Source organism: Thiocapsa marina 5811, from assembly GCF_000223985.1.
Classification (GTDB): domain Bacteria; phylum Pseudomonadota; class Gammaproteobacteria; order Chromatiales; family Chromatiaceae; genus Thiocapsa; species Thiocapsa marina.
This window is the reverse complement of record NZ_AFWV01000003.1, coordinates 267,759-288,779: the sequence shown is the minus strand read 5'-3', so window position 1 is coordinate 288,779 and position 21,021 is coordinate 267,759. Positions and strand designations below refer to the sequence as shown.

The following is a 21,021-nucleotide window of genomic DNA, read 5'->3' as shown; positions in this document are numbered from 1 at the left end:
TCCGGTTTTGGTCGTTTCAGGGATAAAGATCGGCCTGCATGTAGGGGCGAATTCATTCGTCCTGACATGCCCTACAGGTCTCCCGTGCATATGCATTCAGGATGCCTCTTCACGGAAATCGCCTGCAATGGCGGCGGGTGCGGGGGATCAGTCGGCCTGATCGCAAAAGAGGCCGAGCTCTTCCCAGGGATGGCCGAGCCATTGCGGTACCTCATGCGTGGCCGGGTCCCGGGACGCGCCGCGGCATCCGCACACACCGGCAACGGCAATCAGGATGTCGCCCGAAAACACCAAGGGGACGTAGGGACGCAGCCAGCGCGGGATGCCTGCTTCCTGAAAGAGGTTCTTGAGGGTGCGCCGGCGGGACGTCGGGCTCGGCCGACAGGTCAGCCCGGTCGAGCCGAAGCGCACCGTCGGAGCCAGCTCCGAGCCGTCGCTCGTATCCTCCCATTGCAGCCACCCGAGTCCGGCCGGAAGCTCGAGCACCGGCGGCATCCCGCTCGGCGCTCGACGGATCGTCAATGGGCCGGGCGACGGCGGCAAGGGATCCAGTGCAAAAAGGTCGTCCCGATAGCGGCGCACCTCGCAACCCGACCAGGCGACCAACGGGTCGGCTTCGGAGCGAGCAGTCAAGACCTCGTCGAGGATGCGCTCGAGATGACGCACGTCGGGTAGCGCGAAGCCGCGGCGGCGCAGCCACAATCGCAGCACGGCCTTGCGACGCGCGCGCTCCAAACCTGCGAGCGCCGGGATGGCAAGCGTACCGGGATGCGCGCCGGTGCACGCCTCCATCCGCTCATCGGCCAGGCCGTCGACCAGTCGGGCCGCCTCTGCACAATGCCCCGCACTGCGAGAGATGGTCGAGGAGAGTGCCGGCCAACGCGAGCGCAGCAACGGGACGACGCTGCTGCGCAGATAGTTGCGGTCCATCCGGACCGACGCGTTGCTCGGGTCCTCGATCCACGATAGCCCGAGATCACGGACGTACTGCTCGAGCATCGCCCTCGGAACATCGAGCAGCGGCCGCACCAGGCGGCCACGCCCGAGCACGGCCTCGCACGGCATCGCCGCCAACCCGTGAACCCCGCTCCCGCGCAAGAGCGCGAGCAACAGCGTCTCGGCCTGATCGTCCTGATTGTGCGCCGTCAGCATGAGATCGCGGGGGCGCAGCACCTCGGCGAGCGTGCGGTAGCGCGCCTCGCGCGCCGTCGCCTCGAGGCTCTCTCCGGGGATGGGTGCGAGATTCAGACAGCGCACCACGAGGGGCACGCCGAGGCTGTCGCAGATGCGGCGACAGTGATCGGCCCAGAGCGGCGAGTCCGGGTGGAGACCGTGGTCGATGTGGATGGCACGCAGCACGCCGAGCCTTTGATCGGCTCCGGCGGCGGCCGCGTGAAGCAGAGCCGTCGAATCCGTGCCGCCGCTGAAGGCGATCCAGCAGTCACCGAACGGGCCGAGTCGGCGGAGCGCCTCGGCCAGGTGCTCGGGGACGTACCCGGTCACGGACTCACCGCGGCGCGGAGCGTTCGTCCTTGAACTTGCCGTAGCCCATCAAGCGCTTGTAGCGCCCGGCGATCAGCACATCCGGATCGGTCCCGCACAGCTCGTCGAGACGGCTCACGAGAGCGGCCTTGATCGACGCCGCGGTCGCCTCCGGGTTGCGGTGCGCGCCGCCGAGCGGCTCTTTGATGATCTGATCGATCAGGCCCTGCTCGAGGAGCTTGTCCGAGGTGATGGCCATCGCCTCGGCGGCGAGCTGGGCCTTATCCGCGCTCTTCCAGAGGATCGAGGCGCAGCCCTCGGGCGAGATCACCGAGTAGGTGCTGAACTGCAGCATGCCCAGCCAGTCGCCGACGCCGATCGCGAGTGCACCGCCGGAGCCACCCTCGCCGACGACCGTACAAAGGATCGGGGTGCGGAGCCTGGACATCTCGCGCAGATTGCGCGCGATCGCCTCGCTCTGGCCGCGCTCCTCGGCACCCACGCCCGGATAGGCCCCGGGTGTGTCGATGAAGGTCAGGATCGGCAGACTGAAGCGCTCCGCCATCTCCATCAAACGCAGCGCCTTGCGATAGCCTTCGGGACGCGGCATCCCGAAGTTGCGCAGGATCTTCTCCTTGGTGTCGCGGCCCTTCTGATGGCCGATCACCATGACCGGCCGACCCTCGATGCGCGCCATCCCGCCCACGATGGCGCGGTCGTCCGCAAAGGCACGGTCGCCGTGCAGCTCGTGGAACTCGTCGAAGATCCGCCGCACGTAGTCAAGCAGGTAAGGCCGCTGCGGATGCCGCGAGAGCTGCGAGATCTGCCAAGGGGTGAGCGCGGAGAAGATGGATTCGGTGAGCGCGACACACTTGGTATGAAGCCGCTCGATCTCTTCTTGGATGTTCAGCTCGTTGTCGAAGCCGACAAGACGCAGCTCTTCGATCTTGGCCTCGAGCTCTGCGATGGGCTGTTCGAAGTCGAGAAAGTTCAGGTCCATAACCACAGGATCCTCGTTGGAAGCTGCGGGAGTCTGGCATTGCCGTCCCGCGAGTTCAAGCCGCCGTCGAGGATCTTTGGGTTGCCGGCACGCGGCGCATCAGCGCGCAAGGCTGAGGATGCGCGCACCCTGGCGATCGATCCGCACCGGATGAGCGCTTAAGCCGAGTCCGGAGCGAGTTGCTGAACTCCGGGTGAGTCCTACGGTGAGCGCACGCCTGAAACTCGGCCGGCACGCAGGTTAAAGTTTCTGTTTTTCAGAATCCTAAACCGCGTCAGCTGGGACGTTCAAGGATCCGACGGTGGCAGCTCCCATCCAAGAACGACGCATGCCGCTCCGGACGCGGTTTAGATGCGGATGACGCCGGACTCGAGCAGGCCCACGAGAATCAGGTAAATCCCGATGACGTAGTTGAGGATGTTGGGCTTGACCAGGATCAGCACACCGGCCACCAGGGCGATGATCGTTTGCGCCTTCACGGCCTGCCCCTGGTAGACCAGAAGAAGACCGAGTGCACCGACCCCGAGCAGATAGGTTGCCACGGCATAGTTGAGAACCCGTGGAACCATCAGGATGATCAGGCCCGCAACGATCGCAAGAACGGCCTGCAACGGCCACTGGACGAGGACGCTCGGGATCTCCATCGGTCTATCACCTTTGCTGGTCTGGTTGAAACTCGGGATGCGGCCTCGATTCGTGGGATTCGCCGGGGCTCGAGGCAACTTCGAAACGATGCAAGATCAAAGATGAACGGGTTGGGCAAAGCGCAGCGCAGCCCACCAGCGTCGGCACGGGGTCCGGTGGACTTCGCTCCCGCTCGCCCACCCAGACCACCCACCGCCGCCTAAGACGCGGCGCCGTAGCTACGTTTTGATCCGTCGTTTGGCCGAATCAGGGCCTCGCTGGTCCGACGAGATCGTCCAGGATTCGACTCATGAGCCGATTGGCCTCGGCGTAAACCCCCGCGTCGACCGCGCGAATCGCCGCCTCGGTCTGGATCCAGGGCCCCGGTACCAGCTCGTCCCGGCAGTGATCGAGGATCGCCGCCGCACTCTGCGCCGTGGTCTCCAGGTGAAACTGGAGTCCGACCACCTGCCGGCCGATCCGGAACGCCTGGTTCTCGCAGGCCATGCTGCGCGCCAAACGCACGGCGCCGGACGGAAGCTCGAAGGTCTCGCCGTGCCAGTGGAAGACCAGGCTGTCGACCGGAAAGCGGCAACAGTCTTCAGCCGTATCGGCGCCCTCGCGGATCCCGTGAATCGGGAACCAGCCGATCTCCTTCTCCGCATTGGGATAGACATGGGCACCGAGTGCGTCGGCAATCAGTTGTGCGCCCAGACAGACCCCGAGCACCCGAACCCCGTGCGCGATCGCCTCGCGCAAGAACCGCTTCTCGGCGCGCAGCCATGGCAGCTGCGCCTCGTCGTTGACGCTCATCGGACCGCCCATGACGATGACGAGGTCGAGGCCATCGATCGGCGGAAGCCCACCATCGTCGTAAAAGCGCGTGTAGCTCGGGGTGATGCCGCGCTCCGCCAACCACGACGCCATCGAGCCGATGTCCTCGAACGGGACGTGCTGCAGGACCTGAACCCTCATGGATGGCCTCTTCGGCAGATGGTCATGTCGGTCGAGGCCCGCCTGGATGTCGGCAGCCGGCCGAGGTCGGTTAATTTGAACCGCAAAGGCGCGAAGGACGCAAAGGGTTTTCGGGGGCCGCCTCGATATAGAATGGTCCGGGCCCATGGCCGGATGTAGACCCGACAGGCGCCGGCCTCTCGGCTTTCCGGTTACTAAGCCACTGTTCACGCTTTCGTTTCCAGCCACTCACCACTCACCACTATCGGTCACCGATGCTGTCTATCGAAAACCTCTCGAAGCGTTTCGACACCTCCCTCGATCATCCACTCTTCGAGCAGGTGTCCTTGCACCTCTCGCCGGGCGAGTCGGTCGCCGTGATGGGCGAGTCCGGCGTGGGCAAGTCGACCTTTCTGAACTGCATCGCGGGTCTGGAGCCGGTCGACGGCGGCCGTATCCGGTTGCGCGACACCGAGGTGACCTCGCTCGACGAGGACGCCTGCTCCCGGATGCGTCGGCGCGAGCTGGGGTTCGTATTCCAGGCGTTCCATGTCCTGCCGCACCTGACCTTGGCTCAGAACGTCGCCCTGCCGCTGTGGCTGCTCGACGAGCAGGAGGCCGTCGCCGACCGGCGCGCCCGCGCCATGCTCGAGCGCGTGGGACTGGGTCGGCGCGGCGACGACTGGCCGCGTCATCTCTCCGGCGGCGAGCTGCAACGCGTCGCCATCGCCCGCGCGCTGGTGCATGCGCCGGCGGTCGTGCTCTGCGACGAGCCAACCGGGAACCTCGACCCAGAACGCGCGCAGGGTGTGCTCGAGCTACTGTTCGAGGGCATCCACAACGCCGGTGCAATCGGGATCCTGGTCACGCATTCGCGCGCGGCCGCCGCCCATGCCGACCGCATCCTGCGCCTAACCGCGAGCGGCCTGGTCGCGGATGTGGGATAGGACGATGGGCATCCTCGGATCCGGCAACAGCGCTGCACTGCGGCATGTCTTTCTCGCCAGTCTTCGGCGGCGGCGCCTCGCCACCGCGCTGTCTCTGCTCGCGATCGCGCTCGGCGTGGCGCTCGGGCTGGCGGTGCAGCTCATCCATACCGCCGCGCTCGACGAGCTCGATCGCGGGATGCGCCTGCTGAGCGGGGAAGCCGATCTTCAGGTGGTCGGCCCGCGCAGCGGCTTCGACGACGCGGTCTATGCGCGGATCGCCCTGCATCCGACGGTGGCCGCGGCGAGCCCGCTCCTGGAGATTCAAGCCCGGCTGCCGGGTCGCGACGAAACCTTGCGGGTGTTCGGGATCGATCTCTTCCGCGTTGCGCAGGTGACGCCCTCGTTGTTGCCCATCGTCGAGACGGCGGCGGCGGACGGCGAGGACCCCGAAGGCTCCGACGCGGATCGCCCCGATCGACTGGCTGCACTCCAGCCCGACGCCCTCTTCCTGAGCCCTGCCGCGAGCACGCGACTCGAGCTCGATGCCGGGGATGCGGTCGTGGTCCAGGTCGGGATCGGCGAGGCGCGTTTGCGGGTTGCGGGCTCCGTGCCGAGCGCCGGCGTCGGGCAGGTACTGGCAGTGATGGACATTGCCGGTGCTCAGCAGACCTTCGATCGGATCGGTCGTCTGACCCGGATCGATCTGCGGCTCGCCCCGGGGATCGAGCGCGGGCCGGCGCAGGAGCTGCTGCGCGACCTGTTGCCGCCGGGCGTCACGCTTCTGACCCCGGAGGAGACGGCCTCCGAGGTCACGGGCGTGTCGCGTGCCTATCGGGTCAATCTGACCATGCTGGCGGCGATCGCGCTGCTGACCGGCGGCTTCCTGGTCTTCTCGACGCAGTGGCTTGCGGTCGTGCGCCGACGCCGCGAATTCGCCTTCCTGCGCGCGCTCGGCCTGGACCGCAACAGCCTCGAGCGCGGGTTGCTCACGGAGGGCGCCCTGCTCGGCCTGATCGGCGGCATCGCCGGCGTGCTCCTGGCCTATCTGCTGACGGCACTCGCCTTTCGTCTGATCGGCGGCGATCTGGGCGCCGGCTTTTTTCGAGGCGTCGCCCCGCAGCTGCGCGTCGAGCCGGTCCTGACGCTGGCCTATCTCGGGCTCGGCGTGCTCGCGGGTGTGGCCGGCGCCTGGCTGCCGGCACGCGAGGCCGCACGGATGGTGCCCGCTCGCGGTCTGCGGGCGGGCGACGAGGCCGAGGTCTATCAGGCGCGTCCGCGCCGGGGTGCGGCACTGATCGCGCTGTCCGTCGCCGCACTGCTCTGTCTGCTCCCGCCGATCGGCGGGGTGCCTGTGTCCGGTTATCTGGCCGTCGCGCTCATCCTGGTCGCCGCCGTTCTCGCCATCCCGGGCGCCACGGTCGGCGCCATGCGTCTCTTGCCGGTGCGGGGCTCGCTCGTGACCCGATTGGCGCGGGCACGACTGGCCGCCGCCCCGGGGCAGGCGGTCGTGGCCGGTGTCGGGGTCGTGGCCAGCGTCGCCTTGGCGGTCTCCATGGCCATCATGGTCGACTCGTTCCGCGATTCGCTCGACGCCTGGCTGACCCGGATGCTCCCGGCGGATCTCTATCTGCGCGCATCCGACTCGGGCGCAAGCGGCTATCTGGATCCGGATGCCGTGGCGCGCGTCGCCGCGCTGCCGGGCGTGGCGGGCGTGCGACCGGTGCGCTTCGAGAACCTGCGCATCGGCGAGGTCCGCGAGGCGATCGCACTCATCGCCCGACCGGTGCAGGACACCTCCGGGCTTCCGCTCGTCGCCGGCACGCTCGACCCGCCCGCCGGGCCGGGAACGGATCCGCCGACCTGGATCTCGGAGGCCCTGGCCGATCGGCTGGATCTCGGGGTCGATGATCCGCTCGCCCTGCCCCTCGGCGAGCAAATTCAGACCTTTCGCATCGTCGGGATCTGGCGCGACTATGCACGCCAACAGGGCGCGGCGGTCATCGAGCTGGAGACCTTCCGCGCACTGACGGGCGATCGCCGCACTAATGATTTGGGCCTCAGCCTTGCGCCCGGAACGGATCCCGTCGAGGTGATGAGCGCTATCCGCGCCACTCTCGGCGATCGGGTCAGCGAGATGATCCTGCCCGGGGAGCTGCGCAGCATGATCCTGCAGGTCTTCGACCGCACCTTCCTGGCAACCTATCTCATGCTGGCTGTCGCGGTGACGATCGGCCTGTTCGGCATCGGGACCACCTTCGCCGCGCTCGCGAGCAGCCGCCAAAAGGAGTTCGGGATCCTGCGTCATCTGGGGCTGCCGAGACGCCGGATCGGGACACTTCTGGCCCTGGAGGCGGCGCTGACCGCCGCGGTCGGCGTGGGCGTCGGACTGGCCGCAGGCGCGGCGATCGCGCTGGTGCTGATCCGGGTCATCAATCCCCAGAGTTTTCATTGGAGCATGGACATGCAGCTTCCGCTCGCCACGCTGCTCGTTTTCGGCTCGGCGATGATCCTCCTCGCCGCGCTCGCCGCCCGACTCGCGGGTCGGCAGGCGATGCGCCAGGATGCGGTGCTTGCGGTGCGGGAGGATTGGTGATGCCGGTTTGGCTCGCACTGACACTCGCACTCTGCTGGCCGATCGCGTTTGCCGCGGCGAGCGACTTTGCGCCGGTGATCGAAGGCCGCCCCCTGGCCTTTCCCGCGGACACGGGCGCGCATCCGGACTACCGCACCGAGTGGTGGTACATCACCGGCTGGCTGACCGACGAGACAGGTATCGAGCGGGGCTTTCAGGTCACCTTCTTCCGGGTCGGCACCGGCATCGGCGCGGACAACCCAAGCCGCTTCGCACCGCGCCAGCTCATCCTGGCCCATGCGGCGATCGCCGATCCGTCGGTCGGGTCGCTGATCCATGCCGAGCGGATCGAGCGCGCACTCGAGCCCCTGGCCGGTGCGGCCATGGGGCAAACCCGAGCATGGATCGCGGACTGGGAGCTCGCGTCGGATGCCACGGACGGGCCCGAGCGATATCGGACTCGAATCGAGGCGGACGACTTCGCGCTTGATCTCGAGCTGGTCACGACCGGTCCGCCCCTGCCGAACGGCCGCGGCGGATTCAGCCAAAAGACCCCCGACCCGAGCAACGCCAGCTACTACTACAGCCGACCCCAACTCGCCGTCGAGGGCCGCATTCGGCTCGACGGCACGGATCGTCACGTGACGGGCCATGCCTGGCTCGACCACGAATGGTCCAGCGAGATCATGCCCGAGGAGGCCCAAGGCTGGGATTGGATCGGCATCAACCTGCACGACGGCGGCTCGCTGATGGCGTTCCGGATGCGCGGGCGCGACGGCTCGGCCCTCTGGACCTCCGGAACGCTCCGAGACGGCGCCGCGCCCGCTCGAACACTCGTCCCGGACGAGGTGCGCTTCCAGCCCGGTCGCCTCTGGCAGTCGCCCCGCACCGGGACCCGGTATCCGGTCGAGTGGACCTTGGAGGTCGCGGGCAGGACATTGCGCCTCGAGCCCTTGATGGACGATCAGGAGCTCGACGGCCGCCGCTCCACCGGCATCGTCTACTGGGAGGGTGCCGTCAGGGTTTACGAGGCGGATCGGGAGGTCGGACGCGGCTATCTGGAGATGACGGGGTATGCGCAACGGCCGGACAGCCTTTGATCCCGAACGGCGCAGCAATCGGGCCCCGACCGGCATCGCGCTGGAGCAGGGCGTCGTCCAGACGCCTAGCGGTTGCCCCCGCCAAGGGAATCGTCAGTCCCTGCGCCCCTGGGCCTGGACACTGTTGGGTCGACGCTCGGCCCATTCGAACGCGGCAAGCCCGGCCGCACGGATCCCCTTGCTGCGCTCCAATGCCTCGACCAGAAGGCGTCTGAGTCCGCCATGATCAGGACATCGGTGAACCGGCGGTTTGAGCTGCTGGACCGCTTTGGTGTACTCGCCTGCTTCGATCAGGCGCTCGATCGCCTTCCGTTGGGCGGCTTCGGGTTGTGGTCGTCCGGGCTTGGTCTTGCTGGGTTTCTTCGGCATGCGGGATTCCAGTTCAAAGCAGGGCACCGCTGAGGCCTCTGCCGCAGCAACCGTTGCAACCAGCCGGCGCGTCCTACGCCGCTTTCAGCACGATCTCCATGCGCACCTCGTAATAAGGAAACACCAGTTTGCCGTCATCGGTCTTGTCGAGCACACCACAGGCCACCAGTGCCTGAGCATCGGTATGCACGCCTTTGACATCGCGCCCGACGCGCCGCGCGAGCTCGCGCACCCCGAGCGGTCCGGCCCCCGTCATCACTTTGAGAATCCCCCAACGGTTGCCTGTCAACGTCGCCCAGAGATCCTCGTAGCTCGGAAACGTGATGAAACAGCCTTGCGCCTCGCCGTGAAAAGCACCTTTGGTGCGCCGCTTGGTGGCTTCGATGTCGGCGACTTCGATCGTCACAGTGGTCATGGGGTGCCTCACAGTCGGGCGACATCGGCCCAGAAATCATCGACCAATTGATCGAGTGTCGTGAAGGCATACGAGACATCACGAGCGCCCATGTGCTTGTGGTCTCCCTTGCCGCTCTCGTTGTCGTAGCGCAGTACGCAGACCTCATCGATCACTCAGGCCAAACGGTACTTGAAGGAATGTCGACTGCCTGGCGCGGGTTCGGGGAGCTGCCGGATCACAATACCTGCAACGCGGTTGTCGCTCAGCTTGACGCGCGATCTCAGGAGCAGGGCAGCTGGCATGTTGTAACCATGACAACAACCTTGGGCGTTGACAACGTTGATGACGGCAAAAACCTTATCACCGTTCTCGGCCGTCTGTCAGTGTCGGCAATGTGCGTCGTTCAGTCGCCCGACTTGGGGCACGGACTTGTCGTTCCGCCCCAGGAGCAGTCAGTCGCGGTCGCTCAGACTTGCGGCGCCGAAAGGTCGTTGCCGGCAAATTCCCCTCACTTGGTTGTCCGCGGGGAGCGTCCAGTAAACGCTCCTATCCGCCACTAACTTGCCGCGCCCGGAATCTTTGCGTGGCAGACGGCGGACACGGCCCCGCTTAAGGGTCAGAGGCGGCCTTCGGCCTGGAGTTGTCGGTGCTCCTGCACAAGCGAGCGGCCCTTGCAGCTAGACATGATGTCTAGATCAGCCTACGTTGTGGCTCTCATCGCTTCTGGCGGGCAAAAGGAAAGACCAGACCCCAATCCCGTCGCAGCTATATGCAAGAAGGAGACAACGTGTCAGAGGACAAAGGGCTCATTGCTCTACCGGATTTTGTCAAGGCGAATTCGATCACGCAATGGCTGGGTGACACCCTCGGCGGCCTGACATCGGACAGAATCCTGTATCCAGTCATTGTCGTTGCCGGCCTGATCTTCCTGTTTTGGCTGACCTACCTGATCTTCAAGTTCCTCATCTTCAAGCCGATTGCGAGGAGCACCTTTGCTGCAAAAAGCGCGAGGTTCAACCAGGTCCTGAAGAGCCGTGTACTGGGTAGTCTAGCCACGGCTGTCGGACTCATCGTGATCGATATCGTGCTCGACCTGCTACCCAACCTCAACCAGCAGTTCCAAGATCTGACCGACCGGGTCATTACGGCCTTGCTAATCCTTGTCATTGTCCAGGTGATCGTGCGGGCTTTTCGGTTTGTCGACGCGTACTACTCAAGCCTGTCCTCGGTCAACCGGGAAGGAGCCTTTCGCGGGTACGTCACGGTGGGGTCTTTCCTTGTATACGGCGTGGCGGTGATCCTAATCCTTGCCACATTGATGGGTAAATCTCCGGCCTACTTCCTCACCGGCCTGGGTGCAATGTCCGCGGTTCTCCTCATCGTCTTTCGGGACACGCTCTTGTCCATGTTTGCCAACGTCATCGTCACCACTGGAGACCTGGTCCGTGTGGGAGACTGGATCGCAGTGAGCGGCACCGATGCAAACGGCTATGTGACGGAACTCTCTTTGAACGTGCTCAAGGTGCAGAACTTCGACAAGACCGTGACCAGCCTTCCGACCTACACCTTGGTCCAGAATTCGTTCACCAACTGGCGGGGAATGTTTGACGCTGGGGGAAGGCGCATCAAGCGCTCGCTGTTTCTGGATCAGCGGACGTTCAGGACGTTGTCTGAGAAAGAGCTGGATCAACTTGCCAAGCTTCCTCTCGTGGATCAGGCGCTGGCATTGGAAAGGGAGGCCGTGGCTGATAATCCTGAATGCGCCAACGGCCTGCTCGTCACCAACAGCGGCCTCTTCCGCCAGTACTGCCTTGTCTACCTGCAACAACATCCGAAGATCCACCATGACGCAATGACCCTCCTCGTGCGGCAGCTGCAGCCGACCGAGACCGGCATCCCGTTGGAGCTGTATTGCTTCACCACCGACACCCGATGGGCGTTTTACGAGGGCATCCAGGCGACGATCTTCGACCACTTGCTGTCGCTGATTCCCATATTCGGATTGAGGATCTTCCAGACAGAGAGTGATTTCGCAGAACCCGACCCGAGCGCAAGAACGGTGGACGTGGTGACCGACCTGCTCGTCACTGTCGGGACGCAACGCGGTTCCGGGGCCGCGTCTCACGAGCCGACGCCGTGATTGACTCAGAGCGACTACCCCATGATCGGGTTTGGTAAGCGCAGCGGACGGCGTCGATGTTGAGGGTGCGGAGCCCTGGAGACAGTATCTGTAACTCGTGGACGTTGCGAGTGTCCGGTGTCGATTCCAATGCGGACTCATGCCGTCGGATACCCAGGAGCTGCAATGGGTCGGTTGCTGCCGCTAGGGTCGCCTGAACCCACCAAAACCAGCTGGACCGCAGGCAGCCGCAAAAGCGGTGGACGATCCGGTAGGGTCAGCGCGGATGGCCCTGAGGCATTCTCGTGGAACACAGTGACCGACAACAAGGCTCGCCCTGCGCGTCGTCTCGCCAGCGGTCAGTCGCCCGCCGTCTTCAGCCTCCCGATGAATCCCTCGAGATGACCGATCAGTTCGTCGCGAGCCTTGAAGAGACTCGGCAACTGCGCCCGCGCCGCATCCATCTCGCCCTGTTCGGCGATCGCCATGATGGCGCTCGCCACCTCATGCGCCGCGACGTGACTGCGACCGACCGCATCGAACTGCTCGAGTGTCCCGTAGTGGGCTGATCCGCTGCCTTGGTACCAGCGTCCGAACCGACAAGGCTCTCTCTCGATCTCGGCGAGTCTCGAGATGTCCGCGTCCTCGAGCGCCTCGACAAAGGTCTCGACCCAACGTCGGTGGTTCTGCATGGCCATCATCAGCGGAATGTCATCCTTGCCGATGCCCTGCTCGACGACCATGCCCTCGCCCTGCTCGGGCCAAGTCGAGACCCACGCGGGAACCGCATCCGCGGGCATCGGACGGGCAATGCCGAAGCCCTGGCCCAGGGGGCAACCAAGCAGGATCAACAAGGCCCCATGCTCGGGTGTCTCGACGCCCTCGGCAATGACCACCCGCTTGAAGGCGCGCGCCAGTCTGACGACACTCTCGACGATATCCATATCCTCCGGATCGTCGAGCATATCGCGCACGAAACTCTGGTCGACCTTCAGCACGTCGATCGGCAATCGGCGGAAATAGGCGAGCGATGAGTAGCCCGTGCCGAAGTCATCCAGCGCGAAACGCACCCCCAGTGCACGGCAAGTCTTCAGGGTTTGGCCGGCTTGCACGATATCGCTCAAGGCCGACGTCTCCAGGATCTCCATTTCAAGGCAGCCGGGATCACACTCGGGATGCGCGGCAAGCAACTCCCCCAAACGCCGAGCGAAGCTCGGCGCCGACAAATGCCCCGCGCTGATATTGACGCTGATCGGCAAATCGAGGCCGCCGCGCTTCCAGATGGCGACTTGGTTCAGTGCCGCCGCGATGACCCACTCGCCGATGGCGATCTCCAGGTCGCTGCCTTCGATCACGGGCAGGAAGGCGCCCGGCAACAGCAGACCCTCTTGCGGATGCCGCCAACGGATCAGCGCCTCGACGCCGATGACCTCGCGGCTGACCATGTCGACCTTGGGCTGGTAGAAGAGTACGAGCTCATCGCCGGCCAGCGCCTCTTTGATACGTTGCAGCTTCAGCCGACGATCCTGGAGCTGCCGGTCCTGTTTGGCGTCGTACAAGTGATAGCGATTCCTGCCCGCTTCTTTGGCGCGGTACATGGCCTGATCGGCATGGCGCAGCAAGATGTCGGCGCTGTCGACATCGGGCAAACCATCAGGCGGACTCAGCGTCACCCCGATGCTGGCGGAGACACGGTGGGTGACTCCATCCAAGACGATGGGCCTGCCGCATGCAGCCAACACCCGTTCCAGCAGAACAAGCATGTCTTCCAGACGCGTCAGGTCATTCAGGAGCATCACGAACTCGTCACCGCCGAGTCGGGCCACCGTGTCCTGCGCCCGCAGCACCTTGCGCAGCTGACCTGCAATGCCGATCAACACCTGATCGCCGACGCCGTGTCCATACTGATCGTTGATGGGCTTGAAGTCATCGAGGTCGAGATAGCAGACGGCCATGAGTCTGCCTGAACGTTGGGCTCGAGCGCTCGCCTGCTCGATTCGATCGAACAAGAGCCGCCGGTTCGGCAGCCCGGTGAGTTGGTCGTAATTGGCGATACGATCCAATTCCGCCTCATGGGCCTTGAGCTCGCTGATATCGGAAAACATCCCAATGTAGTTTGCGACCGAGCGGTCGGCACGGCGGACCGCCGAGATCGACAAGAGCTCGGCGTAGAGCTCACCATCCTTGCGTCGATTCCAGATCTCGCCCTGCCAAGACCCCTTCTGTGTGATCGCATCCCACATCTGACGGAAGAACGCCTCATCGTGCCGTCCGGAGGCGAGGATCTTGGGATCCTGGCCAAGAACACTGCTCTGTTCGTAGCCCGTGATGGCGCTGAACGCCGGATTGGTGTCGACGATCCGGTTTTCGGCATCCGTGATCAGAATCGCCTCGAAGCTGTGCTGAAAGACGCTGGCGGCGAGGCGCAATTTCTCTTCAGCCTGCTTGCGGTCGGTGACATCCCGAATCGAGCCGTGCCACAAGACACTGCCGTCCGGCTGCGGCTCGGGCGATGCTTCGCCCTCGACCCAGATCAGGCGTCCGTCGGGACGGGTGATCCGGTAGCTGTCACGCCAGGTGGTCAACTCACGCATCGACTCGGCAACCTTGGCCTCGACCCTTGGCCGGTCGTCGGGATGCAGCACGTCGAAGACGGGGGTCGCGTCAGCCGCGGCCTCGTCCGGCTCCACGCCATAGATGTCTCTGATACCGATGCTGGCATAGGGGAAGACAGCGTGCCCGTCCGGCCACTGTTGAAACTGATAGATCATGCCGGGGACATGCGCCGCGATCTTCTCGATGCGGTTATGCAGCTCCACGCGCTCGGTGATATCTTCGATAACCGAGATCAAATAGGCGGGGTTCCCGTTATGGTCTCGCTCGAGACTGACGGCAAGATTGATCCAGACGACATCGCCACTCTTTTTGTAATAGCGCTTTTCCATTGCATAGGCGCGGATCCTACCCTGAAGCAGCTGATCGACGTAGTCTAGATCGGCCTGCAGGTCATCCGGATGAGTGGTGTCTTGGAACGATTTCGACAAGAGCTCCTCTCGTGTATAACCAACGATGCTGCAGAGCTTGTCATTGACGTCCAGCCAGGTCCCGTCCGGTGCAAGTCGAGCCATCCCCACGGCCGCTTGCTCGAAAACAGATCGAAACCTCCGCTCGCTCTCCTGTAATGCGTTTGCGGCCTGCTGCGACGCGAGGAGCGCACGTTCGAGCTCGATTCCGGCTCGTCTCGCGCCCGCCCGACTCTGGCGCATCGCTTCGCAGATCAAGCTCGTCAGTGTGCTGCCGATCAAAAAGACCGTCAGGGCGAGCCATTCGGTTGCAGTCAGCTCGCCGCCGTGCAGCCAGGCCTGGACATAGATGCCTGCGAGCAGGGTTGCCAGCAAACCACCCGAGAGCCCGGTGGACAGCGCGATGATCAGGACCGCCGGGTAAAAGGTGACGTATGGAAGGACGTCTCCCCCATCTTCGCCGACGATGGCCAGACGCAGAGCGGCGGCAAACACAACGCCGATCACCGCAATCAAGACGACCCGCCGGACCGTCTCGCGGGCCTGCGTATCGGCAGGCGGTTGGAACAGCCTCATCTGCGTCAAGGACGGCAGCAAAATGGCCACGCTCGCCAGCATGAAGGCCAACGCCGTCAACGCCGCCGGGGGAATCGTCGAATTGCCCAAGACCGGTGGCAGACCCGAGACGTATCCGGTGAGCGTCACCTCGCTGATCACGAAAATGCCCCAGGACAGTACCGCCGAGGTGAAGAGGCAAACCGGATGGCGGTTGAACGTCGACCACCGGCAGAAGAGTGCGACGCTCGCAAACAGAAACGCCACAGCCGTCAGGGGGGACATCCGCCCGACCGGGATCCCGGTGGACGTCGAGATGTCTCCGACGATCCACTGCTCGAAGAGGGTATGGCCGCCGATGATCTGCGAGGCCGAGAGCAAGCTGAGAACAGCGACGATCGCCAGACCGCCGATGTTGAAAAGGCGAACGACCCGTGAAAACGGCCAGCGACTGGAGGTGAAGAGCAACATCCCCAACAGGACGAACAGAAATGCCGTCGACGGCGCCATCGGGACATTGCTTGCGCCGAACGCCAGGACGTGCCAACCATCGAACCACCATGACACCCCGGCGACCAGGCCCAAGCCGACGGTCGAAAGAGACAGGAGTTGAACGAGCTGACGACCTATCCTCTCTGCTTGGTTTATCGACTCGGCTTGAGGCTCGGGGGTTCGGGGTGTCCGAGCACGCATTCGATTGCCGGGGGGATGCTCGTGGGTGCTCTGAATGGTCATCGCGGCCCTTCTCTCGCTATCGGCACGTCCGACGAGTAGGAAGTCCAATCGTCTCCACCGACAAGAGTACGGCCTGAAGGGGTTCGTTGGCGAGGAAGCGAACGGCGCTCCGAGGTTTCCATCCAAAAACATCGCACACCGCGCCGGGCGCGGTTTAGGCTCTTCGAATCCCTTAGCCTAGATCCGGCAGTTGAACGGCCCCTGGAGTGCGTCCCGCGTGGTGTCCGGCAAGGCGCGACGAGGCGTCGTAGTGGTTCTACGACAACGCGTTGCAACGCAGTCGGGCGCCTCGATCAAGTGCTGCTGTCGGACTCGACGACCGCGATCAAGCGTCCCCGCGCGAGCCGTGCCTCGATCCGCGTGCCCTCCGGCGCCTGCTCCGGCGTGCGAACGATCGCGCCATCGGGCAGGCGCGTCACGATGGCGTAGCCGCGGGCGAGCGTGGCCAAGGGGCTGCGGGCCTCCAGGCCGGCGACCGCGCGCATCAACCGCTCGCGCCGGGTCTCGGCGAGCCGGACGCGGGCGCGAGCGAGGCGCTCGGCGAGCGCAGCGACCCTGACTCCGAGCCCCGCCAATTGTCGCCCCGGCGATGCGAAAATCAGGCGCGCCGCCGCCGGACGCAGCCGCGACTGCGCCTGCGCCAACCGATTCGACAGCAGCGAGACCAGACGCTGCTCGAGCTGGTCGAGCCGCTGAGCGCGCTGTTGCAGTCGCGCGGAGGGATGGAGCAACGCCAGGTGACGCGCCACGGCGTTCAGTCGCTGGCGGGCGGCGAGGCGATGACGCGCGTGGGCCGCGTCCAGCCGCCGGCTCAAGGCGACGAGACGATGGCGCAGATGATCGCCCGAGGGCGCCACAAGCTCGGCTGCCGCCGAGGGGGTCGCCCCGCGTCGGTCGGCGACCAGATCGGCGATGCTGACGTCGCTCTCGTGCCCGACCCCGGTGACGACCGGGATGGCCGAGGCGCGAATCGCCCGCGCCAGGCCCTCGTCGTTGAAGGCATGCAGGTCTTCGAGCGAGCCCCCGCCACGAGCCAGGATGAGCACATCGCACTCGGCACGGGCGTTGGCCGCCGCCAACGCGGCGCGGAGCGACGCCGGGGCTGCCTCGCCTTGAACCTGAGCCGGATAGATCACCACCGGCAAGGCCGCGAACCGCCGTTTCAGGACGGCCAACAGATCACGCACGGCAGCACCGCTGGGCGAGGTGATCAGACCGACCTGTCGCGGAAAGCCCGGAATCGGCCGCTTGGCGGCCTCGTCGAAGAGACCTTCAGCGGCCAGCTTGCGCTTCAGGCGCTCGAACTCGAGCCGGAGCGCACCCTCGCCGCCAGGCTCCATGTGGTCGATGATCAACTGGAAGTCGCCGCGCGGCTCGAAGAGCGTCGCGCGACCGCGGACCAGCACCTCTTGACCGTTGGTCGGGCGAAAATTCAAGAGCACCCGCTTGGGCCGAAACATGGCACATCGAACCTGCGCCCCCGCGTCCTTGAGCGTGAAATAGATGTGCCCGGATGCCGGCTGGGCCAAATTCGAGATCTCGCCCTGTACCCAGAGCACCGGGAAGCTCCCGTCGAGCACGGCGCGCACCTCGCTCGCCAGTCGGGACACGCTGTAGATGTCGCGGTCGTCGTCGAGGGCACGGACAGGTCGTTCGAGCGGCATGGGCAAGATTCGCAAGCAAAGGCTTCAAGAGACCGAGGACGGACACGGAGTTTACCTGCGCCCGTTGAAATTCTATACTTTCGGGTTACTTTCCTGTTCTGGTCACTGATTGCGGAGTCTCCCATGCGCCTGATCCAGGAAGCACTCACCTTCGACGACGTCCTGCTTGTCCCGGCGCACTCGCGGGTGCTCCCGAACGAGGTCGATTTTCAGACCCGGCTGACCCGCGGCATCGCGTTGAAGATTCCCCTTGTCTCGGCCGCGATGGACACGGTCACGGAGGCCCGTCTGGCGATCGCGATGGCGCTGGAAGGCGGCATCGGCATCATCCACAAGAACATGAACGCCGAGCGCCAGGCCCGCGAGGTCATGGCGGTCAAGCGCTACGAGAGCGGCATCATCCGCAATCCGATTACGGTCGGGCCGCAGACCAGCATCGGCGAGGTGCTGCAGCTCACCCACTCGCACAAGATCTCGGGCGTGCCGGTGACGGAGAACGGCCTGCTCGTCGGCATCGTCACCGGACGGGATCTGCGTTTCGAGACCCGCATGTCCGAGCCGGTCTCGACCATCATGACCCCGCAGGAACGCCTGGTGACGGTGCGCGAAGGGGCAAGCCGCGAGGATGTCGTGCGACTCCTTCACGAGCACCGCATCGAGAAGGTGCTGGTGATCAACGATCGGTTCGAGCTGCGCGGCCTCATCACGGTCAAGGACATTCAGAAGGCGAAGGACTTCCCGAAGGCCTCGCGCGACGCCCAGGAGCGGTTGCGCTGCGGTGCGGCCGTCAGCGTCGGCAAGGGAACGGACGAGCGCGTCGCTGCCCTGGTCGAGGCCGGGGTGGACGTGATCGTGGTCGATACGGCACACGGGCACTCGCAAGGCGTGCTGGATCGCGTCGAGTGGGTCAAGGTCCGCTACCCCGAGGTCCAGGTCATCGGCGGCAACATCGCCACCGCGGATGCAGCCCGCGCGCTGGTCGACGCAGGCGCCGATGCGGTGAAGGTCGGGATCGGGCCCGGCTCCATCTGCACCACCCGCATCGTGGCCGGCGTCGGCGTCCCCCAGATCACGGCGGTCGCGAACGTCACCGAGGCACTGGAGGGAACGGGTGTCCCGCTCATCGCCGACGGCGGTCTGCGCTTCTCCGGAGACGTCGCCAAGGTCATCGCCGCCGGCGCCAACAGCGTCATGATCGGCGGACTTTTCGCCGGCACCGACGAGGCACCGGGAGATGTCGAGATCTACCAGGGACGCTCCTACAAGTCCTACCGCGGGATGGGCTCGCTCGGTGCCATGGGCTCGTCGGAAGGCTCGAGCGATCGCTATTTCCAGGAAGACACCGAGAAGGAAAAGCTGGTCCCGGAGGGCATCGAGGGCCGCGTGCCCTACAAGGGCAGTGTGCTGAACGTCATCCATCAGTTGGTCGGCGGCTTGGGGTCGAGCATGGGCTACACCGGCTGCGCGACGATCGAGGAGATGCGCACCAAGCCGCAGTTCGTGCGCGTGAGCGCAGCCGGAATGCGCGAGTCGCATGTCCATGATGTGCAGATTACGAAAGAAGCGCCGAACTACCGGATCGACAATTGATGTCTTGCGCCGGATTGTGCTTGGGGCACAATCCGGCGCAAGAAATCAAGATGCTTAGTTAATTAAAGTTTTTCTGCTTTCCTGGCGTTCTGCCGTTGCGCGGATCGCTGTTTTTCCCGCCTTCTTCCCCCGCTCGTCGCCCGGAACCATCATCACGCCATGACCAATATCCACGCCGACCGCATCCTGATCCTCGACTTCGGGTCTCAGTACACACAACTGATCGCGCGGCGGGTGCGCGAGGCGGGGGTTTACTGCGAGCTGCACCCGCATGACATGGGTGCGTCGGCGATCCGGGAGTTCGCACCGAGCGGCGTGATCCTGTCCGGCGGTCACCAGTCCGTCCATGAGGACGAGACGCCTCGCGCGGATCCGCTGGTGTTCGATCTGGGCGTGCCCGTCCTGGGCATCTGTTACGGCATGCAGACGATGGCCGCACAGCTCGGGGGCAGCGTCGCGCCGGCGGCACATCGCGAGTACGGCTATGCGCAGGTGCGCGCGCGTGGGCACTCGCGCCTGCTGCGCGATATCGAGGATCACACCAGCCCGGAAGGTTACGGCCTGCTGGATGTCTGGATGAGCCACGGCGACCGGGTCGAGGCCCTGCCGGCGGGCTTCCAGGTCATCGCCGAAACCGCCAATGCACCGCTGGCCGGCATCGCCGACGAGGAGCGCCGCTTCTACGGCGTGCAGTTCCATCCGGAGGTCACACACACCCGCCAAGGCCAACGGATCATCGGGCGATTCATCCACGAGATCTGCGGCTGCGGGCGTCTCTGGACCCCCGGCAACATCATCGATGACAGCATCGCCAAGGTCCGCGATCAGGTCGGCAGCGATGCCGTCCTGCTCGGACTCTCGGGCGGCGTAGACTCCAGCGTCGTCGCCGCACTGCTGCATCGCGCGATCGGCAGCCAGCTGACCTGCGTCTTCGTCGACAACGGACTGCTGCGCCTCGGCGAGGGCGATCAGGTCATGAGCACCTTCGCGCGCCACATGGGCGTGCGGGTGATCCGGGTCGATGCCGAAGACCGTTTCCTCGGTCGTCTCAAGGGCGTGACCGATCCGGAGCAGAAGCGCAAGATCATCGGCAACACCTTCATCGAGGTGTTCGACGACGAAGCGAGCAAGCTCGACAACGTCCAGTGGCTCGCACAGGGCACCATCTACCCGGACGTGATCGAATCCGCCGGGGCCAAGTCGGGCAAGGCCACCGTCATCAAGTCACACCACAACGTGGGTGGCCTGCCCGAGGAGATGAACCTCAAGCTGGTCGAGCCCCTGCGCGAGCTCTTCAAGGACGAGGTCCGCAAGATCGGCATCGAGCTCGGCCTGCCCTCCGAGATGGTCTATCGTCACCCCTTCCCCGGGCCCGGCCTCGGCGTACGCATCCTGGGCGAGGTCCAAAAGGACGACGCCGTTACACTGCGCCAGGCCGACCAAATCTTCATCGAAGAGCTGCGCCGCGCCGACCTCTACGATCAGGTCTCACAGGCCTTCGCCGTCTTCCTGCCGGTGCGCTCCGTCGGCGTCGTCGGCGACAACCGCCAGTACGCGCACGTCATCGCGTTGCGTGCGGTGGAGACACTCGACTTCATGACCGCGCGCTGGGCCCACATCCCCTACGATTTCCTGGATCTGGTGTGCCGGCGTATCGTCAACGAGGTGCCCGGCGTCTCCCGTGTCGTCTACGACATCACCGGCAAACCGCCGGGGACGATCGAGTGGGAGTAACCGCGCGGCGCGAAAGGCCGTAGCCGAACAAGATTGGCCCGCTTAGCGCGTCGCACCTTAAACCACCCACTTGTGGGGGACTCGTGACAACCGCTCCGCGGTGTCACGCATGCCCTTGGCGCTCCGCGCCACGTGCCGATTCGGCCGCATTCCCAAACCAGGTCTGCGATCGCA

The 21,021-nt window shown here is 65.0% G+C and carries 15 protein-coding genes and 1 pseudogene; 6 read left to right on the top strand and 10 right to left on the bottom strand.

The features are described from left to right. Nucleotides 1–147 precede the first annotated feature (147 nt). From tilS to THIMADRAFT_RS05705, 5 genes and pseudogenes are all read right to left on the bottom strand, one after another. Nucleotides 148–1,503: a tRNA lysidine(34) synthetase TilS gene (gene tilS, locus THIMADRAFT_RS05720; RefSeq protein WP_007192033.1), complete on the bottom strand. Its 1,356-nt coding sequence runs from the start codon at nucleotides 1,501–1,503 to the stop codon at nucleotides 148–150. Nucleotides 1,504–1,507: 4 nt separating this feature from the next. Continuing rightward, entirely contained in the window at nucleotides 1,508–2,482 is a 975-nt protein-coding gene (gene accA / locus THIMADRAFT_RS05715) for an acetyl-CoA carboxylase carboxyl transferase subunit alpha (protein WP_007192032.1), read from the bottom strand. Nucleotides 2,483–2,829: 347 nt separating this feature from the next. After that, entirely contained in the window at nucleotides 2,830–2,982 is a 153-nt protein-coding gene (locus THIMADRAFT_RS27815) for a DUF3096 domain-containing protein (RefSeq protein WP_233490197.1), read from the bottom strand. Nucleotides 2,983–2,994: 12 nt separating this feature from the next. Next, nucleotides 2,995–3,126: pseudogene (locus THIMADRAFT_RS28210) on the bottom strand (DUF3096 domain-containing protein); the annotation flags it as partial. A 247-nt stretch (nucleotides 3,127–3,373) separates the two neighbouring features. Continuing rightward, a complete protein-coding gene (locus THIMADRAFT_RS05705) occupies nucleotides 3,374–4,081 on the bottom strand; it encodes a type 1 glutamine amidotransferase (protein WP_007192030.1) in 708 nt (235 codons plus the stop codon). 254 nt (nucleotides 4,082–4,335) lie between these two features. On the opposite strand from THIMADRAFT_RS05705, the gene THIMADRAFT_RS05700 reads away from it, so the two are divergent. Genes THIMADRAFT_RS05700 through THIMADRAFT_RS05690 form a run of 3 tightly spaced genes read left to right on the top strand, consistent with a single transcriptional unit; the run spans nucleotide 4,336 to nucleotide 8,661 of the window. Further along, complete coding sequence (locus THIMADRAFT_RS05700; protein WP_007192029.1) at nucleotides 4,336–5,007, top strand: ABC transporter ATP-binding protein; 672 nt, start codon at nucleotides 4,336–4,338, stop codon at nucleotides 5,005–5,007. 4 nt (nucleotides 5,008–5,011) lie between these two features. Beyond that, nucleotides 5,012–7,582, top strand: a complete 2,571-nt coding sequence (locus THIMADRAFT_RS05695) for an ABC transporter permease (RefSeq protein ID WP_007192028.1) — start codon at nucleotides 5,012–5,014, stop codon at nucleotides 7,580–7,582. Then, on the top strand, nucleotides 7,582–8,661 hold the full coding sequence (locus tag THIMADRAFT_RS05690) for a lipocalin-like domain-containing protein (protein ID WP_007192027.1): 1,080 nt from the start codon (nucleotides 7,582–7,584) through the stop codon (nucleotides 8,659–8,661). Before THIMADRAFT_RS05695 ends, THIMADRAFT_RS05690 begins: the two co-directional genes overlap by 1 nt. A gap of 93 nt (nucleotides 8,662–8,754) precedes the next feature. Here THIMADRAFT_RS05690 and THIMADRAFT_RS05685 read toward each other — a convergent pair whose 3' ends face one another. The 3 genes from THIMADRAFT_RS05685 to THIMADRAFT_RS27805 all read right to left on the bottom strand — a co-directional run bounded on the left by THIMADRAFT_RS05685 (nucleotide 8,755) and on the right by THIMADRAFT_RS27805 (nucleotide 9,600). Next, on the bottom strand, nucleotides 8,755–9,030 hold the full coding sequence (locus THIMADRAFT_RS05685) for a hypothetical protein (RefSeq protein ID WP_007192026.1): 276 nt from the start codon (nucleotides 9,028–9,030) through the stop codon (nucleotides 8,755–8,757). 73 nt (nucleotides 9,031–9,103) lie between these two features. Further along, the gene (locus tag THIMADRAFT_RS05680; protein ID WP_007192025.1) at nucleotides 9,104–9,445 is read right to left on the bottom strand and encodes an HVO_A0114 family putative DNA-binding protein; all 342 of its coding nucleotides are present in this window, start codon (nucleotides 9,443–9,445) and stop codon (nucleotides 9,104–9,106) included. A gap of 8 nt (nucleotides 9,446–9,453) precedes the next feature. Next, nucleotides 9,454–9,600 carry a toxin-antitoxin system TumE family protein gene (locus tag THIMADRAFT_RS27805; protein ID WP_233490191.1) on the bottom strand — a complete coding sequence of 49 codons (147 nt, stop codon included), beginning with the start codon at nucleotides 9,598–9,600 and terminating at the stop codon, nucleotides 9,454–9,456. 614 nt (nucleotides 9,601–10,214) lie between these two features. Here THIMADRAFT_RS27805 and THIMADRAFT_RS05670 point away from each other — a divergent pair. After that, nucleotides 10,215–11,567: a mechanosensitive ion channel family protein gene (locus THIMADRAFT_RS05670; RefSeq protein ID WP_007192024.1), complete on the top strand. Its 1,353-nt coding sequence runs from the start codon at nucleotides 10,215–10,217 to the stop codon at nucleotides 11,565–11,567. 338 nt (nucleotides 11,568–11,905) lie between these two features. Here the strand turns inward: THIMADRAFT_RS05670 and THIMADRAFT_RS05665 are convergent, their stop codons facing one another. Together THIMADRAFT_RS05665 and xseA are read right to left on the bottom strand one after the other, a co-directional pair. Beyond that, a complete protein-coding gene (locus tag THIMADRAFT_RS05665; protein WP_050799485.1) occupies nucleotides 11,906–15,709 on the bottom strand; it encodes an EAL domain-containing protein in 3,804 nt (1,267 codons plus the stop codon). 443 nt (nucleotides 15,710–16,152) lie between these two features. Beyond that, nucleotides 16,153–17,523 (bottom strand): exodeoxyribonuclease VII large subunit, encoded by a 1,371-nt coding sequence (xseA, locus tag THIMADRAFT_RS05660; protein WP_007192021.1) that lies wholly within the window; start codon nucleotides 17,521–17,523, stop codon nucleotides 16,153–16,155. A gap of 123 nt (nucleotides 17,524–17,646) precedes the next feature. On the opposite strand from xseA, the gene guaB reads away from it, so the two are divergent. Both guaB and guaA read left to right on the top strand, forming a co-directional pair. Next, nucleotides 17,647–19,113 carry an IMP dehydrogenase gene (gene guaB / locus THIMADRAFT_RS05655; RefSeq protein WP_007192020.1) on the top strand — a complete coding sequence of 489 codons (1,467 nt, stop codon included), beginning with the start codon at nucleotides 17,647–17,649 and terminating at the stop codon, nucleotides 19,111–19,113. A gap of 159 nt (nucleotides 19,114–19,272) precedes the next feature. After that, complete coding sequence (gene guaA / locus THIMADRAFT_RS05650) at nucleotides 19,273–20,847, top strand: glutamine-hydrolyzing GMP synthase (RefSeq protein WP_007192019.1); 1,575 nt, start codon at nucleotides 19,273–19,275, stop codon at nucleotides 20,845–20,847. The last annotated feature ends 174 nt before the right edge of the window (nucleotides 20,848–21,021 follow it).